Origin of the sequence: Kribbella flavida DSM 17836, assembly GCF_000024345.1 — a bacterium.
GTDB lineage: Bacteria > Actinomycetota > Actinomycetes > Propionibacteriales > Kribbellaceae > Kribbella > Kribbella flavida.
This window is the reverse complement of sequence record NC_013729.1, coordinates 3,701,420-3,718,264: the sequence shown is the minus strand read 5'-3', so window position 1 is coordinate 3,718,264 and position 16,845 is coordinate 3,701,420. Positions and strand designations below refer to the sequence as shown.

14 protein-coding genes are annotated in these 16,845 nt (G+C 72.0%); 10 read left to right on the top strand and 4 right to left on the bottom strand.

All coding sequences use genetic code 11. The features are described 5' to 3' along the window. Window positions 1–58: 58 nt before the first annotated feature. A complete protein-coding gene (locus KFLA_RS17185) occupies window positions 59–718 on the bottom strand; it encodes a response regulator transcription factor (protein ID WP_012921072.1) in 660 nt (219 codons plus the stop codon). Beyond that, entirely contained in the window at window positions 700–1,974 is a 1,275-nt protein-coding gene (locus tag KFLA_RS17180; RefSeq protein ID WP_012921071.1) for a sensor histidine kinase, read from the bottom strand. Before KFLA_RS17180 ends, KFLA_RS17185 begins: the two co-directional genes overlap by 19 nt. A gap of 154 nt (window positions 1,975–2,128) precedes the next feature. Between KFLA_RS17180 and KFLA_RS17175 the strand changes: the two genes are divergently transcribed. The 9 genes from KFLA_RS17175 to KFLA_RS17135 all read left to right on the top strand — a co-directional run bounded on the left by KFLA_RS17175 (window position 2,129) and on the right by KFLA_RS17135 (window position 13,840). Next, window positions 2,129–2,896, top strand: a complete 768-nt coding sequence (locus tag KFLA_RS17175) for an ABC transporter ATP-binding protein (protein WP_012921070.1) — start codon at window positions 2,129–2,131, stop codon at window positions 2,894–2,896. Continuing rightward, a complete protein-coding gene (locus KFLA_RS17170) occupies window positions 2,896–4,896 on the top strand; it encodes an FtsX-like permease family protein (protein ID WP_012921069.1) in 2,001 nt (666 codons plus the stop codon). Before KFLA_RS17175 ends, KFLA_RS17170 begins: the two co-directional genes overlap by 1 nt. 146 nt (window positions 4,897–5,042) lie before the next feature. Further along, window positions 5,043–5,240, top strand: a complete 198-nt coding sequence (locus KFLA_RS17165) for a hypothetical protein (RefSeq protein ID WP_012921068.1) — start codon at window positions 5,043–5,045, stop codon at window positions 5,238–5,240. A gap of 232 nt (window positions 5,241–5,472) precedes the next feature. After that, the gene (locus KFLA_RS17160) at window positions 5,473–7,923 is read left to right on the top strand and encodes a DNA gyrase/topoisomerase IV subunit A (protein ID WP_012921067.1); all 2,451 of its coding nucleotides are present in this window, start codon (window positions 5,473–5,475) and stop codon (window positions 7,921–7,923) included. A 4-nt stretch (window positions 7,924–7,927) separates the two neighbouring features. Further along, window positions 7,928–8,632 (top strand): LppX_LprAFG lipoprotein, encoded by a 705-nt coding sequence (locus KFLA_RS17155; protein WP_012921066.1) that lies wholly within the window; start codon window positions 7,928–7,930, stop codon window positions 8,630–8,632. A 19-nt stretch (window positions 8,633–8,651) separates the two neighbouring features. Further along, on the top strand, window positions 8,652–10,331 hold the full coding sequence (locus KFLA_RS17150; RefSeq protein ID WP_012921065.1) for an MFS transporter: 1,680 nt from the start codon (window positions 8,652–8,654) through the stop codon (window positions 10,329–10,331). 46 nt (window positions 10,332–10,377) lie between these two features. Beyond that, window positions 10,378–11,313, top strand: coding sequence for a sucrase ferredoxin (locus KFLA_RS17145; RefSeq protein WP_012921064.1), 936 nt, complete (start codon window positions 10,378–10,380; stop codon window positions 11,311–11,313). Further along, the gene (locus tag KFLA_RS17140; protein WP_012921063.1) at window positions 11,310–11,828 is read left to right on the top strand and encodes a beta-class carbonic anhydrase; all 519 of its coding nucleotides are present in this window, start codon (window positions 11,310–11,312) and stop codon (window positions 11,826–11,828) included. The genes KFLA_RS17145 and KFLA_RS17140 overlap by 4 nt, the downstream gene beginning before the upstream one ends. 161 nt (window positions 11,829–11,989) lie before the next feature. Next, window positions 11,990–13,840: a beta-L-arabinofuranosidase domain-containing protein gene (locus KFLA_RS17135; protein WP_148256662.1), complete on the top strand. Its 1,851-nt coding sequence runs from the start codon at window positions 11,990–11,992 to the stop codon at window positions 13,838–13,840. A 22-nt stretch (window positions 13,841–13,862) separates the two neighbouring features. On the opposite strand, the gene KFLA_RS17130 is transcribed toward KFLA_RS17135, so the two are convergent. Beyond that, complete coding sequence (locus KFLA_RS17130; RefSeq protein ID WP_012921061.1) at window positions 13,863–14,666, bottom strand: carbonic anhydrase; 804 nt, start codon at window positions 14,664–14,666, stop codon at window positions 13,863–13,865. Window positions 14,667–14,798: 132 nt separating this feature from the next. Here KFLA_RS17130 and KFLA_RS17125 point away from each other — a divergent pair, with 132 nt between their 5' ends. Continuing rightward, window positions 14,799–16,094, top strand: a complete 1,296-nt coding sequence (locus KFLA_RS17125) for a pyroglutamyl-peptidase I (RefSeq protein WP_012921060.1) — start codon at window positions 14,799–14,801, stop codon at window positions 16,092–16,094. A gap of 42 nt (window positions 16,095–16,136) precedes the next feature. Here KFLA_RS17125 and KFLA_RS17120 read toward each other — a convergent pair whose 3' ends face one another. After that, on the bottom strand, window positions 16,137–16,787 hold the full coding sequence (locus KFLA_RS17120) for an HAD family hydrolase (protein ID WP_012921059.1): 651 nt from the start codon (window positions 16,785–16,787) through the stop codon (window positions 16,137–16,139). Window positions 16,788–16,845 lie beyond the last annotated feature (58 nt).

Here is a 16,845-nt window from a genome sequence, read left to right as displayed (position 1 = left end):
ATTCTCCCTCGCCTCCAAGGTCATGGGGCGGTGGCGGAGGCCCGGCCGACAGCACCCCTCATGCCTGACGACGCAGGTAGGTGAGCACGGCCGAGACACGCCGGTCCAGCCCGTCCTCCAGCTGCAGCTTGGCGAAGATGTTGCCGACGTGCTTGCGGACCGCGGCCTCGCTCACCACCAGCTGCTCCGCGATCGACGCGTTCACCCGGCCCTCGGCCATCAGCGCCAGCACCTCCAGCTCGCGTGGCGTCAGCGCGGACAGCGGACCGTCGTCCCGCCGCCGCGACAGCAGCTGCCGGACCACCTCCGGGTCCACCACCGTTCCCCCCTCGGCGACCCGGTCGAGCGAGGCGAGGAACTCGGTCACGTGCCCGACCCGGTCCTTGAGCAGGTAGCCGATACCGCCGGTCGTGGTCTCCAGCAACGACGACAGGTACGCGTCGGCGACGTACTGGGACAGCACCAGGATGCCGATCGCCGGCAGCTCGGCCCGAATCGCGGCGGCCGCTCGCAGACCCTCGTCGCTGTGGCCCGGCGGCATCCGGACGTCGGTGATCACCACGTCCGGCGGATCCTTGCGGACCACCGCGAGCAGCGTGTCGCCGTCCCCCACCGCGTCGCGGACCTCGTGCCCGGCGCGGTCGAGGATGCTGGCCAGGCCTTCGCGCAGCAGCAACGAGTCCTCCGCCAGTACGATGCTCAGTCGTCCAGCCGGCACGGGCTCTCCATCCTCAGTCGAGTCGGCCCACCGGGTGGGCTGGACAGGTCAAGTGTGCCGCCCAGCGCGTCCAGCCGGGTGACCAGTCCGGTCAGTCCGGTTCCAGCGGCCGGATCGGCGCCACCGCGGCCGTCGTCGGTCACGGTCACGACCAGCCGGTCGCCGCTGACCCACGCCTCGACGTCGCAGCGGGTGGCCTCGGCGTGCTTCGCCACGTTGGCCAGTGCCTCGCTGACGAAGAAGTACGCGGCTGCCTCGATCGGCGCCGGCAACCGGTTCGGCAGCGACATCCGCACCGACACCGGCAACGGGCTCCGGTCGGCGACCTCCCGGACGGCGGCCTCCAGCCCGAGGTCGACGAGCACCCGCGGGTGAATCCCCCGCACCGCCTCCCGCAGATCGGCCAGCGCCGCCTCCGCCTCCCGGTGCGCCTTCACCACCAGCGTCTTGCCGTCGCCCTCGGGCAGATCGAGCTCCGCCAGCCCCAGCGTCATCGTGAGCCCGACCAGCCGCTGCTGAACGCCGTCGTGCAGGTGCCGCTCGATCCGCGCCCGCTCGGTCTCGAACGCGTCGACCAGGTCGAGCCGTGAGCGCCGCAGTTCGGCAACGTTGCGGCGCAGCTCGTCCTCCCGCGGCCCGAGCATGGACCTGGCCAGCGCGGCCTCGGCCCCGGCCAGACAGCCCAGCAGGTACGACGTCACGACGTACCAGGCGGGGCCGAAAGTGACCAGGAACAGGAAACCCTCGCCGGTGGTGTCGAGCGTCCACGGCCCCATGCCGAGCTCGTCGTCGGTGGCGATCAGCGGCGCCATCAGCGTGATCACCAGCACGGACAGGCTCAGGCCGCCGAAGGCCGCGCTGAACACCCAGACGAACGTGCCGAGCAGTACGCCGTACCCGAGGCCGCGCAGCGAGCCCTGCTCCCGGCGGCGGAACCGAAACCTGTCCCGCCTGCTCATCCCGGCCGGCATCACGGCGTGCGGGCTCGGGATGCCGGCCGGCAGCATCAGCTTGGCCCGCCACCGTTCGACCCGGCCGATCAGCACGCCGAGCAGCGGGAAGGCGCTGAACATGAGGATGCCGACGATCAACGGGCTGAGCACCGCGCTCAGCGCGACCGCTCCGCCCAGCAGAACGATGGTGAGTACACCGACGGGGATCGAGCTGATCAGGTACGCGTAGCTGCGCCACGGCCAGGACGAGACGAGGTACCGTCGGGTGGCCATCGCGGCCCACACGTTGCTCGGTCGCTCCACCCGGTCAACCCTAGGGCCGCGACAGGTCCGCGCACGGTAGCTTGCGCGCTACCTTCGGTCTCCCCCGCAGGCCAGCGCGCGGCCGGACGTCCGGCGGTTGGCTGGGACCATGTCCAGGACCACGTCGCACGACCAGCCACCGCACACCGCAGCAATGCCCCACCCGGTACCGCCTGCCTGGCACCAAGCCGACGGCCGGCCGCCCGCGCTGCTGCTGGACGGGATCACCAAGACCTACCGGTCCAAGGCCGGGGCGGTGGATGCGCTGCGCGGTGTGACCTACCACTTCCAGCAGGGGTCCTTCACCGCGGTGATGGGACCGTCCGGATCCGGCAAGTCGACGCTGCTGCAGTGCGCGGCCGGCCTCGACAAACCGACCACCGGGGCCGTCGTGCTCAACGGGACGCCCCTGCACGGCCTCTCCGAGGTCGCGCTGACCAAGCTGCGCCGCGAGCAGATGGGTTTCGTCTTCCAGGCCTACAACCTGCTGCCGTCGCTCACCGTCTACGACAACGTCGCGCTGCCGCTCCGGCTGACCGGTCGCCGCCCGCAGCGGCGAGACGTTCACCAGGTGCTCCAGCAGGTCGGACTGGAGGACAAAGCAGGCCGCCGCCCCGCGGAGCTCTCCGGCGGCCAGCAGCAGCGGGTCGCCATCGCTCGCGCACTGATCACCCGCCCAGCGGTGTTCTTCGCCGACGAGCCCACCGGTGCGCTCGACAGCAAGACCAGCCGCCAGATCCTCGACCTGTTGCGGTCGGCAACCGACGCCAGCGGGCAGACCGTCGTCATGGTCACCCACGACCCGCTGGCCGCCGCGTACGCCGACCGGGTGGTCTTCCTGTCCGACGGTGTCGTGGCCGGCTCCCTCGACCGCGGCACCCCGCAGCAGATCGCCGCCGCGATGAGCGACCTGGAGCGCTGATGTTCTTCCTCAGCCGCCAGACCGTCAGCCGCCACCGCTCCCTGTACGCCGGCTCCTTCGTCGCTCTCGCCGTCGGCGTGCTCCTGCTCGGCCTGGCCGCCACGGCCACCGCCGCCACCATCGCGTACGACGGCCCCGGGGCGGGCGGGATCCCCGTCCAGCTGCCCGGCGGTGACGGCGAACCGGCACGGACCGTCACGGTGAATGTTTCCGGCCAGGACGTGTCCGGTCTGCAGGCGGTGCTGAGCATGGTCGGCGCCATCTGCGGTTTCATCACGATCTTCGTCATCGCGAGCACGTTCGCCTTCGCGGTCGCGTCGCGGCGCCGCGAGATCGGCCTGCTCCGGCTCGTCGGCGCCACGCCCCGGCAGATCCGCCGGATGGTGCTCGGGGAAGCCTTGGTGGTCGCGTTCGCCGCCGCGCTGACGGGCGCCGTCCTGGCCCAGCTGCTCACTCCCCTGCTGCTCGCGAAGGCGTCGTACACGGAGCTTGCGCCGGTCAAGCTGGAACCGGCCAGTCCGTGGGTGCCACTGGCGATCGCGATGACCATCGGTCTGGCGGTCGCGATGCTCGGCGCCCGGTCGGCGGCTCGCCGGGCAGGGCGCATCGGCCCGATCGACGCGCTCCGGGAAGCCGCGCTGGAACCGCCCCGGCTCGGTCCGGTCCGGATCGTGTTCGGCGTCCTGTTCCTGGCCGGGGCGATCGTCTTGCTGGCGCTGATCCAGCCCGGGACCGGCGAGGCGGTGATCCCGCTGGCGATGTTCACGCCGATGCTGCTCGTGGTCGCACTGACGCTGCTCGGCCCGCTGGTCGTGCCGTGGGTCAGCCGGTTGCTGGCACTGCCCCTGGTCGCCTGGACGCAGGTGTCGGGACGGTTGGCCCGCAGCAACGTGGTCGCCGCGCCCCGGCGCACCGCCTCGCTGGCCGCGCCGATCCTGGCGATCTCCGGGATCGCGGGCTCGATGGTGCTCACGCTCAGCTTCGCCGCCGACGCCGCGACCGCCACGATCCGCGACACCGTGCTGGCGCCGATCGTCGTCACCGCGCCGGAGACCGTGCCGGCCGGCGCGTCCCCGGGAGATCTCGGAGAGCGCATTCTCGGGACCCCGGGCGTCGCCGCGGCCGACGGTGCGCTGCGGCTGCCGATCATCCGCGTCGACCACGACTCCGCGGAGATCGTGGACGCCGAGGGGGTCGACCTCTCGGTCGCGCCCCGGGCCCGGACGCTGGAAGCGCTCTCCGGCGATCTCGGCCGGCTCTCCGGCAGCACTGTGGCCATCAGCAAGGAACTGGCCGGCTACGAGGGGTACCGGGTCGGCGACGAGATCCCGGTGGCGTTCACCGACGGCACCACCGACCGGCTGGAGATCGTCGCGATCGTCCGGACCGCCGCCGAGGTCAACGCGGCGATGCTGGTACCGCCCGCGCTCGCCCGCAAGCACGCGCCGGCCGCGCAGCCGGATCGCTGGTTCGTCCTGCCGGTGGCCGGACAGGACACCGCGTCGCTGGTCGACTCCCTCAACACCGCGCTCGGCGGCACGGGCGCGCGGGCGGAACCGGCCGCGGCCTGGGAGGCCGCGCAGAGTGAAGGACTGCGCGAAGGCAACAAGCTCGGGATCGTGCTGCTGCTCGGGCCGGCCGCCCTCTACAGCGCGATCGCGATCGTGAACACCCTGCTGATGGGCAGCCTGCAGCGCGGCCGCGAGTTCATCACCTCCCGGCTGCTGGGCGCCACTGCGGCCCAGATCCGCCGGATGGTGCTGTGGGAGTCGACGCTGGTCGGCGCGGTCGCCCTCACCCTCGGCACGGTCATCACCGTCACCGTCGGGCTGCTCATCCGGCACGCGATGAACGACGGCCTGAGCCAGGTCCCCACCACGGTCCCGTGGGCGATCCTGTTCGGCATCGTCGTTGTCTGCCTGGTCCTCGCCGCGGGCGCCGCACTGGCTCCGACCGCGTTCATCCTGCGGCACTCCCACCCGTCGGCGGCCACCGAGTAGCACGCCGTAGTCCTCCGCGGCCAACACTTCGACCACAACGACATCCAGCCGGCGCCGACTCGCGGCGTCCGCAGAATCGGGTCGCCGGTCCGGGCCGGTGGGGCCTCCACCTGCTCGACGGGCCGGCAGAACAGGAAGGAACCACCATGCGCAAACGTCTTTTCGCCGGCGCCCTGCTCACCGCGGGCCTGCTGGCAGTCCCGGCCACCGCCCTGGCCGACGACTCCGTCCGCATCACCGGCGGCACCACCGACTCGGTCCGCATCACCGACGACTCCGTCCGGATCACCGCCGACTCGGTCCGGATCACCTCGGCGCCGTCCCCGGACGACAAGATCTGGTGACGCCCGGCCGGGGTCCGCCGCCGCGGCGGGCCCCGGCACCGGCGGTGCCCACCGGGTTGTCGGTACGGCGTCGTAGGGTTGGCGCGATTGGGCCGGGTCGCTGCCGTGCTTCGCGGCGCCGACCGGGGACAATGGCGCTGCCGCCGGACCGCCGCGGCACGCCCGGCAGCGGGCCGGCACCAGCCGGCCAGGCACCAGCACCCGACAGGGACCGAGGAGTTCGTAGACCCGCATGGCACGCCGTTCCAGCACCACCGCCGAACCGGAGGACTTCGAGGAGCGCATCCTCGACGTCGACGTCTCCGACGAGATGCGCACCAGCTTCCTGGAGTACGCCTACTCGGTGATCTACTCCCGGGCGCTGCCCGACGCCCGGGACGGCCTCAAGCCGGTGCAGCGGCGGATCCTGTTCTCGATGGCGGAGAACAACATCCGCCCCGACCGCGGTCACGTGAAGAGCGCCCGCGTCGTCGGTGAGGTGATGGGTAAGTACCACCCGCACGGCGACGGCGCGATCTACGACGCCCTGGTCCGGACCGCGCAGCCGTGGTCGATGCGGGTGCCGCTGATCGACGGCCACGGCAACTTCGGCTCGCTCGACGACGGCCCGGCCGCGATGCGGTACACCGAGTGCCGGATGGCGCCGCCGGCGATGGCGATGACCAACGGCCTGGACGAGAACGTCGTCGACTTCAAGCCGAACTACGACGGCCAGGAGGAGGAGCCGGCGGTGCTGCCGGCCGCCTTCCCGAACCTGCTGGTCAACGGCGCCGCCGGGATCGCGGTCGGGATGGCGACCAACATGGCGCCGCACAACCTGGTCGAGGTGGTCCAGGCGCTGCGGCACCTGATCAAGCACCCCAAGGCCGACCTGGACGACCTGATGCGGTTCGTGCCCGGCCCGGACCTGCCGACCGGCGGCAAGATCGTCGGCCTGGAGGGCATCAAGGACGCCTACGCCACCGGCCGCGGCAGTTTCAAGATGCGCGCCACCGCCCGGATCGAGAACGTCACCCCGCGGCGCAAGGGCATCGTGGTCACCGAACTGCCCTACACGGTCGGCCCGGAGAAGGTGATCGAGAAGATCAAGACGCTGGTCCAGGCCAAGAAACTGCAGGGCATCGCGGACGTCAAGGACCTGACCGACCGCAGCCACGGCACCCGGCTGGTGATCGAGGTCAAGAACGGCTTCGTGCCCGAGGCGCTGCTGGAGCAGCTGTACAAGCTGACCCCGCTGGAGGACTCGTTCTCGATCAACGCGGTCTGCCTGGTCGACGGCCAGCCCCGCACGCTGGGTCTGCGCGAGCTGCTCGACGTCTACCTCGAGCACCGCTACGACGTGACCCGGCGGCGCAGCGAGTTCCGCCGGAAGAAGGCGCAGGACCGGCTGCACATCGTCGACGGCCTGCTGATCGCGATCCTGGACATCGACGAGGTGATCCAGATCATCCGCAGCAGCGACGACGCCGGCGCCGCCCGGACCCGGCTGATCGACATCTACGACCTGTCCGAGGTCCAGGCCAACTACATTCTCGACATGCCGCTGCGCCGGCTGACCAAGTTCTCCAAGCTCGAGCTGGAGACCGAGAAGGCCGAGCTGGAGCGCGAGATCGAGAAGCTGACCGCGATCCTCGAGGACGAGGCCCTGCTGCGCAAGATCGTCTCCGAGGAGCTCGCCGACGTCGCGAAGACCTACGGCACGCCGCGGCGTACGGTGCTGCTGGAGTCGTCGGGCGCGGCCAAGACCGCGGCCGTGCCGCTCGAGGTCACCGACGACCCGTGCTGGGTGCTGATGAGCTCGGCCGGGCTGCTCGCCCGGACCAACGGCGTCGAGCCGTTCGGCGACGGCGAGGGCCGGGCCAAGCACGACGCGATCGTGTCGGCGGTGAAGAGCACCGCCCGCGGGCAGTACGGCCTGATCACCAGTGCGGGGCGGCTGATCCGGCTGGAGTCGCTCGACCTGCCGGCCGTGCCGACCACCGCCAACGCGCCGAACCTGCAAGGCGGCGCCCCGATCGCGGAGTTCGTCGAGCTCGAGGCCGGTGAGCGGGCCCTGGCGCTGACCACGATGGACCCCGAATCCGTCGGCGTCGCGCTCGGTACGGCGACCGGCGTGGTCAAGCGCGTCGTTCCGGACCACCTGAGCAACCGCGACTCCTGGGAGATCATCCGGCTGGCCGACGGCGACCGAGTGGTCGGCGCGGTCGAGCTGGCCACCGGCGAGGAGGAGCTCTGCTTCATCGCCAGTGACGCGCAGCTGCTGCACTTCAACGCCTCGGTGGTCCGGCCGCAGGGCCGGACGGCCGGAGGGATGGCCGGCATCCGGTTGTCGGCCGGCGCCAAGGTGGTCTTCTTCGGCGCGGTCGACCCGGCCCGCGAGTCGCACGTCGTCACCGTCGCGGGTTCCTCGTCGGCACTGCCCGGCACCGAGGTCGGCGCGGTCAAGGTGACCCCGTTCAGCGAGTACCCGGGCAAGGGCCGCGGGACCGGCGGAGTGCGCTGCCAGCGGCTGCTCAAGGGCGAGGACGGGCTGCTGCTCGGCTTCGTCGGCACCGCGCCGGTGAAGGCGAGCGCGACCAGCGGGGCGCCGGTGGAGCTGCCGCCGATCGACCCGCGCCGCGACGGCTCCGGCGTACCGGTGGCGCAGCCGATCGCGGCCTGCGCCTCGAACCTGGCAGGCTGAGGTCATGAACAGACTGGTCGCGCTCGGCGCGGTGCTGGTGCTCGCCCTGACCGGCTGCAGTGGCAGCACCGACGACGGCGGCGACAAGAAGAACGGCGAGGACCCGGTCGCACTGCTGACCGACGCCAAGAAGACGATCGACGAGGCGGCCAGTGTGCACATCGTGCTCACCGGCCGCGACCTGCCCGACACGGCGCAGACGCTGGCCAGCGGCGACGGCGTCGCCACCCACGCGCCGGCGTTCAAGGGCAAGCTGACCGTGCGCGCGGCCGGTTCGCCGATCGACGCCGAGGTGGTCGCGGTCGGCAGCAAGGTGTACGCCAAGCTGCCGTTCACGCCCAAGTTCATCGAGCTGCCGCCGAGCCAGCTGGCCGGCCTCGGCGCGCCCGACCCGGCGATCCTGCTGGACCCGGCCAAGGGCCTGACCTCGGTGCTGCCGACGCTGAAGGACCCGGCGATCAAGGGCGAGACGCGGGACGGTGCCAAGGTGCTGACCGAGGTGACCGGCGCCGTGCAGGGCCAGTCGCTGCAGGGCATCTTCCCGAAGGCGCCGGCCGGGCAGGACTTCCCGAGCACGTTCAAGATCGACCAGGACACCAAGCAGTTGGTGTCGGCAACGATCACCGGGCCGTTCTACGACGGCGTCACCAGCAGCTACGACGTCACCCTGGACCGCTACGGCGAACAGGTGGAGATCACCAAGCCGTGACGCCCCCTGGTGAGCACGGGTGACCAGCTCCACGGCGACCTCGGTCGGCAGCCCGCGCGCCCGGTTGACGCTGGCCTCGATCGCGGTCGCGTTCGCCGCGGCCGACACCTACGTCGTGGTGCTGGCGCTGCCGGACATGATGGCCGGCGTCGGCCTGTCCGCGGACCAGCTGCAGCGGGCGGCACCGATCGTGTCCGGCTTCCTGCTCGGCTACATCGCCGTCCTGCCGCTGATCGGCCGGATCGCCGACGTGGTCGGCCGTACGCCGGTCCTGGTCGGCGCGCTGCTGCTGTTCGCGGTCGGCTCGCTGATCACCGCGACGGCGTACGACCTGACCCTGGTCGTCACCGGCCGGTTCCTGCAGGGCATCGGCGGCGGTGGACTCGTGCCCGCCACGCTGGCCCTGGTCGCCGATCTGTGGCCACCCGGGAAACGCGGCCTGCCTCTCGGCGTCGTCGGCGCCGTCCAGGAGCTCGGCTCGGTGGTCGGCCCGCTGCTCGGCGCCGCGGTCCTCGCCGTGGCCGACTGGCGGTACATCTTCTGGCTGAACCTCGCCGTCGCCCTCGTCCTGGCTGTTCTGCTCCGTGGCCGTCGACGGCCACCGCTCTCGGCGGCTGTCGGACTCCTGGCCTGCGTGGCACTCGGCCTGACGCTGACAGCACCCGAGCGACTGGCGACCGGCGTGACCCTCGGTCTGCCGTTCGTCCCGTTCACCGGCGACTCCCGGCTGCTGACGCCGATCGGGGTTGTCACCCTCGTCCTGCTCTGCCTGTGGCTGGTGCTGCTGTTCCGCAAGGCCGATCTCCGATCGCTGCTCGGCCGGGTCGATCTGATCGGCGCCCTGCTGCTCGCGCTGGCGCTCGCCGGCGTGGTGCTGGCCTTCGCCACCGCTGATCCCGAGCGCGAAGTACTGGCTCCGGCGGGCCCGTGGCTGCTCCTCGCGGCGGCCGTGTTCGCCGTCGTCTTCGCCGCCTGGCAGCGCCGTACGCCGCGGGCGATCGTTCCGGCCGGCCTGCTCCGGGCGAAGCCGGCCTGGGGGTCGCTCGTCATCAGCTTCCTGGTCGGCGCCGCGCTCATCGCGGCTCTGGTCGACGTCCCGGTCTTCGCCCGGACCACGCAAGGCGGCGGGCAACTGGCTGCCGCCCTCGTCCTGCTGCGCTTCCTGGTCGCGCTGCCTGTCGGCGCGGTCGTCGGCGGCTGGCTCACCCGCCGCTACGGCCTCGGCTGGATCACCGGCGCCGGCCTCGCGCTGGCGGGGGCGATGTTCGTTGTGATGGCGTTCTGGGGTCGCGACGCGCTGGACTCCGTTCCGGCCACGCTCGTCCTGCTCGGGTGCGGCTTCGGTTTCGGGCTGGCCCTGTCGCCGGTCAACACCGCGATGCTCGCCGCCACGCCGCAGGACAGCCACGGCCTGGTCAGCGCGCTCGTGGTGGTCGCCCGGATGGTCGGCATGCTCGTCGGCGTCTCGGCCCTGACCGCGATCGGCCTGCGCCGGTACTACGCGCTCGCCGAGGACATCCCGTCGCCCAACGAACTCTGCCCGACGGCGCCCGGCTCCTGCCGGCCCTTCGTCGACGCACTGCGCGAGGCGGCGATCGCCCAGGTGCACACGATTTTCGCCGGCGCGGCGGTCTGCGCGTTCGCGGCCGCGGTACTGGCCGTCGTGCTGCTCGGGAGGCGGCGCGCTGTCCACGACTGACCACCCTGCTCGGGACCGGGCAACGGCTCGCGTACCGTTGGCGGGTGTGAGCGCACCACCCGTCACCAGCCCCGGCCTGTGCTCGACGATCTGCCGGGACCTGGACGAACCGATGCCCGGAACGGCCGTCGTGGCCACCGGGTGGGTCGTCGTCGAACAGCCGGGACCGTGGGGTGCGAAGGCTCCGACCCAGAGCCACCTCGACCCCGATCTCGGCCGGCGGGTCGACGCCGCGTGCAAGAAGGCCGACCTGCGGTTCGGGCTGATCCGCAGTCCCGGCCGGCACGCGGACGCCGTATCGGCCGCCCACCAGGTGTACGTCGCGAGCTCCGTCCCCGGCCGGACGTGGCTGCTCGGCGGCCTCGTCGACGACCCGCTGAAGCTCGACGAGCTCGACCTGGAAGCGGTTCGGCGCGGCGATCTGGTGGCCGTGCGGGCGTCGCTGCCCGAGCTCTCCCCCGTGACCCGGCCGGTGCTGCTCATCTGCACGAACGGCAAGCGGGACGAGTGCTGCGCGCTGTTCGGCCGGCCGGTCGTGGCCGGCCTGGCAGCTGTCGCTCCCGGCCGGGTCTGGGAGTCCAACCACCTGAGCGGGCACCGGTTCTCCCCGACCGGCACGCTGCTGCCCGCCGGGACCATGCACGGGCGTCTCACCGTGGAATCGGCCGCCGCCGTCCTGGCCGCGGCCGACCGGGGCGAGACGGTCCTGGCCACGCTGCGCGGCCGGTCCGCCTGGACCAAGCGCGGCCAAGTCGCCGAGATCGCCGTCCGTGACCTCATCGGCGAGGTCGCCCTGGACGCGCTCGGCGTCGTCGCGGAGGAGGTGGAGACCGTGACCGTCCAGCACACCGACGGACGGACCTGGCAGGTCGAGGTCACCACCGAGCTCGCCGACCCACCCCGTCCGGAATCCTGCGGAAAGGAGCCCTACGACATGTCGATCCTGCGTGCCGGCACCGTACAGGCGGGAGACCGCCGATGACCACGGACGCCCCACCCCCGGTCCCCGGCTTCGAAGACCTGCTCGCGGCCAACGCCGACTACGCGGACCACTTCTCCTACAGCGGCTTCGACGGCATCGCGCACGCCGGCGTCGGCGTGGTCACCTGCATGGACTCGCGGATCCCGCCGCTGGAGATGCTCGGCCTCAAGCCCGGGGACGCCAAGGTGCTGCGCAGCGCCGGCGGCCGGGTCACCGAGCTGACCATGACCGGGCTCGTGCTCGGTGTCCAGCTGCTCGGCGTCCGGCGGATCATGGTGATCCCGCACACCCGGTGCGCGATGGCCGCGATGACCGAGGACGAGCTGCGGGCCAAGGTCGAGCGCGTGTCCGGCAAGCCCGCGGGCTACCTGCCGCTCAACGTCATTCCCGACCAGCTGGAGGCGCTGCGCCGCGACGTCGCCGCCGTCCGCTCCCACCCGCTGATCGGCGAGGACGTGCTCGTCGGTGGCTTCATGTACGACGTGGACACCGGACGCCTCACCCAGGTCAGCTGACCACCGTGCCACCGGAGGACCGGGCCGGGGTGCCGGCCGTCGGCGACCTGCGCCCCGCTTCCCTGCGCCCCGCTTCCCTGCGCCCCGCTTCCCTGCGGCCCTCTGCTCTTCGGCCGCTCCGTCTTGGCACCCTGCGTCCGGCGGGCTGGCTGCAGGCGCGGATGCGGCAGCAGGCCGAAGGGATGGCCGGGCGGCTGGACGAGTTCTGGCCGGACGTCGCCCGCAGCGGCTGGATCGGCGGTGACGCCGAGGGCTGGGAGCGCGGACCGTACTGGCTGGACGGCGTCACCGGGATCGCCTACCTGCTGGACGACGACCGGCTGAAGCGCAAGGTCGAGCGCTGGGTCGGGCACCTGCTCGACCACCAGCACGCCGACGGCTGGTTCGGGCCGCGGACGGGCGAGGCGACGTACGCCGATCACGACGTCTGGCCGCGGATCGTCGTGGTGAAGGCGCTGCTGCAGCACCACGACGCGACCGGCGACCCCCGCGTCGTGCCGGCCTGCCTGCGGTTCCTGCGCTGCCTGGACGGCGTGCTCGACGAGTGGCCGCTGCGGGAGTGGGCCCGGTCCCGGTGGACCGACGCGGTCTGGGTGATCAGCCAGCTGCACGAGCTGACCGGCGAGGCCTGGTTGTTGCCGTTGGCAGCGAAGTGCCGCGCGCAGGGGTACGACTGGTTCGCGTTCGCCGACGACCTGCCGTACCGCGAGAAGGTGCCGGAAGCAACGTTGCTCGGCCTGCAGGCGGCGAACGCCGGCGACTGGATGAACGACGAGTACCTCGCCTCGCACGGCGTCAACGTCGCGATGGGCCTGAAGGCGATGCCGGTCTGGGCCCGGTACGACGACGCGCCCGGCCAGCTGGACCGGCTGCTGCGGATGATCGCCGCGCTCGACGAGCACCACGGGCAGGCGAGCGGGCTGTACAGCTGCGACGAGCACCTCGCCGGGCGGCACCCGAGCCAGGGCACCGAGACGTGCACCGTCGTCGAGTACCTTGCCTCGCTCGAGGTCGCCCTGGAGACCTGGGGCCCGGTCGAGCCGCTCGCGGCCCGGCTGGAGAAGCTCGCGTTCAACGCTCTGCCGGCCGCCGTGGGGCCGGACGAATGGACGCATCAGTACGTGCAGCAGGCCAACCAGGTGATCTGCCACGTCACCGAGGACCGGGTCTACACGAACAACGGACCCGACGCGAACGTCTTCGGTCTCGAACCGCACTTCGGCTGCTGCACCGCGAACCGCCACCAGGGCTGGCCGCGGTACACCGCCCACTTGTGGATGGAAGCCGCGGATGGCGGGCTGACCGCGCTCTCCTACGCGCCGTGCGTGCTGGAGACCGACGACCTGCGGGTCGAGGTCGGTGGCGGCTATCCGTTCACCGACGAGGTCGAGCTCCGCGTCACCGGTACGTCGTCGCGGCCGCTGCGCCTCCGGATCCCGGGCTGGGCGACCGGCGCGACGCTCACCGTCGACGACGAACCCGCCGAGCCGCTCGTCCCGGGCGAGGTGCACCTCGTCGGCCGGGAATGGGCGGGAGAGCGCTTCCTCCGCCTGCGGCTGCCCGCCCGCGTGCGGGCTGTGTCCCACGGAGAGAGCGCGATCTCGGTCCAGCGCGGACCGCTGGTGTTCGCCCTCGCCGTTCCGGAGCAGTGGCGCAGAATCGGTGGGGACGAGCCGCACGCGACCTGGGAGGTGCACCCGACCGGGCCATGGAACTATGCGGTCGCGCTCCCGCCGGGTGACGTCACGGAGTACGTGCGGGTGGAGCAGACGCCACCTGACGATCTGCCGTACACCCCCACAACCGCGCCGATCAAGCTGCACGTCACCGGGCAGCGCGTCGAGTGGGGTCTGGAACGCGGCGCCGCAGCGGCCCCGCCCGTCGGTCCGGTCGACGCGTCGGGCGACGCCGAGGATCTGGTGCTCATCCCCTACGGCTGCACCAACCTCCGGGTCACAGAGTTTCCGTGGACCACGCCACCCGACAACAGTTCGTCCCGGCCTGGCCCGTGATCGCATGGTCGCCGTCAGCGGATCAGCCGCTGACGACGACCTTGCCGGTGTCGAGCTCGTAGTACGCGGCGACCAGGGTGAGCTTGCCGGACTTCTCCAGCGGGCCGAGCACCGGCGACTTGCGGAGCTGGGCGATCACCAGACCGACGTTCGCGCGCACCGCGTTGTCGAGGCGGTCGCCCGGTTTGCCGGACACCTGCCGGACGGCCGGCGCGAGCGTCTCGACCAGGTAGTCGATCTGGCCGGCGTGAGCCGTCGTCCGGTGGCTGTCCAGCGCCTTGATCGTGGCGTCGAGCGCGCCACACCGCTGGTGCCCGAGCACCATCAGCAGCGGCGTGTGCAGCTCGGCCACCCCGAACTCCAGGCTGCCGGTGACCGAGTGGTCCAGCGCCTCGCCCGCACTGCGCACGACCACCAGGTCACCGAGCCCACGATCGAAGACAAGTTCCACCGGCACCCGCGAGTCGACGCACCCGAGCACTGTCGCGAACGGCTGCTGACTCTTGCTCACGGCAACTCGGCGTTCCACTCCCTCGTCGATTGCCTCGGTCCGGTCGGCGACGAACCGCGCGTTGCCCTCCAGCAGCCGCCGCAGCGCCTGCTCGCCCGTCGTCACCGGCGGCTCGACCTGGAGAACGGCCGCGGGCGTGACCGACGGAGTACCGGACACCGGCCCGGACGCCACCGGTCCAGGTGCCGAAGGTGTTGTCGTCAAGGGCGCGGTCGCCGCAGGACCGTTGCCGCACGCGGCCAGGCCGACCGCGCCGACTCCGGCACTCAGCGCGGTGGTCAGGAATCGGCGACGGCTGGAGTCAGGATTGGTCACAGGAGTGCTCCTCACGCGAGGCGGTGTGGGCGGACGCCGCCACCCGAACGTAACCCATTGCATACTGTCTGCAATACCCGCGACGGGCCACGAAGTCCGGCGCGCTGCCCCGCGATCTGATAGACACCCCTTATGAGACTCCGCCCAAGTTCTCTTTCCCGTTCCCTGCTCGTCGGCGCGCTCGCCCTGAGCACCGTGCTCACCACGGCGCCGGCGCCCGCGACGGCCACGGTCTCCCGCACCGACTGCTCCGACCCGGCCCTCGCCACGACCGTCGAAGAGCAGCGCCTGGACAACGGCGTCGCCGGCGGCCCGTCCGTGCCGAACCAGATCCTGGCCCGGTCCGGCTTCGACCGGCACGTCGCGCTGTTCAACCGGCTGCTCTGCGCGGCACCGAACAAGCTCGCCGCCCGCTTGGTCGTCCGCGCCCAGGCCGAGGCCCTGTGGCGCACCGCGACCCACCGTGCCCAGCACCAGCAGAAGGCTCCGGCCCTGCCGGCCACCGACGACCGCGGCCTGTACTGGGCGCGCATCTCGATGACCCGGGCCCTGCGCCAGTGGCAGCCGTCCTTCGGCCTCGGTACGGCGGACCGCGCGGAGCTGATCCGCACCCTGGAGTACGCGTCCCGCGGCATCACCAGCACCCGGTTCAGCCCGGGCGTGCGCAAGGTCCTGGTCACCGGGTTCGACCCGTTCACGCTCGACGCCGACATCCGGATCGGCAACCCGTCCGGCGCGACCGCCCTGTCCCTCGACGGGCAGCGCTGGCAGGTCGGCGGTACGACGTACGAGATCCAGACGGTGGTGTTCCCGGTCCGCTACACCGACTTCGACCAGAACATGGTCGAGCACGCGCTCATCCCGCACTACCGGCCGGGCCCGCAGCACGCCGACCTGGTGATGACGGCGAGCCAGGGCCGGGTGGGCTTGTTCGACCTCGAGGTGTTCAACGGGCGGCGCCGGTCGGTCAGCTCGATCGGTGACAACAACAACTTGTGGGGCGGTGGCACGATCAGCGCGCCGGTCGTCTCCCCGAGCATGCCGGCCGGTCCGGAGTGGCTGACCACCAGCCTGCCGACGGCGCGGATGGCGCAGACCGACGTGACGCCGTTCCGGACCCGGGTGAACACGTCGGTGCTGGAGATCCCGGCCGGGCAGACCACACCGGTCCGGCGGCCGCTCGGCCCGACGCAGGGATCGATCGCCTCGGAAGGCGCCGGTGGCGGCTACCTGTCGAACGAGGTGGCCTACCGCAACACCCTGCAGCGCGACCGGCTCGACCCGCTGATGCCGGCCGGCCACCTGCACGTCCCGGTGCTGCAGTTCGGCGCCGGCAACACCACCGAGATCACCGACCCGGCCTACGAGGCCAACCGCGACGCAATCGTGCGCGGCGCCCACGCCATGCTCCGCTCCGCCTTGACCTGACCCCGACGCCCGGCCGTTGCGTCCAGCGCGAGCGGCCGGGGGTCAACTGGCGAGAATCACGCCGAACGCGTCGAGCACGCTGCCGAACTGGTGGTCCGCGACCGGGCCGCCGGTTCCGTTGAGGTCGCCGATCCGGATGGTGCGCAGCCCGGCGTTGATGCCACCCGCGACGTCGTACGCCGGATGGTCGCCGACCATCCAGCCGCGGCCGAGGGTACTGCCGGCGCCCTCGGCCGCGATCTCGAAGATCCGCCGGTCGGGCTTGCGGACGCCGGCCGCCTCGGAGATGCAGCAGTAGTCGACGGCCTTGTCGATGCCGGTGTGCTCCAGCTTCAGGCTCTGCTGGACGACGCCGCCGTTCGTCACCACCGCGACGCGCCAGCCCGCCGTCCGCAGGGCGCCGATCCCGTCGAGCACCTCCGGCTCGACCCAGGTGAACAACGGATGCTCCCGGTCGTAGGCCGCCACCAGTTCGTCGACCGACGCCTCGACGCCGAACCGCTCCCGCACCCCCGCGAACAGCACCTCGCGGGGCTTGAAGCCGCCTTCGTCGTGATCGGTCAACCAGGTGGTCGCGTCGGGACCAAGCCCTACCTTCGGCACCCACCACTCGGCCCAGGCCACGAACGACGCGTTCCGGTCGATCAACGTGTTGTCGAGGTCGAAGCACGCCAACCGCTCAGCCACAGCCATTGCTCACTCCTCCGCAGCCCTCTACCAGCCCTTCGAGGCTACCCGCCGGCCTCGCGCT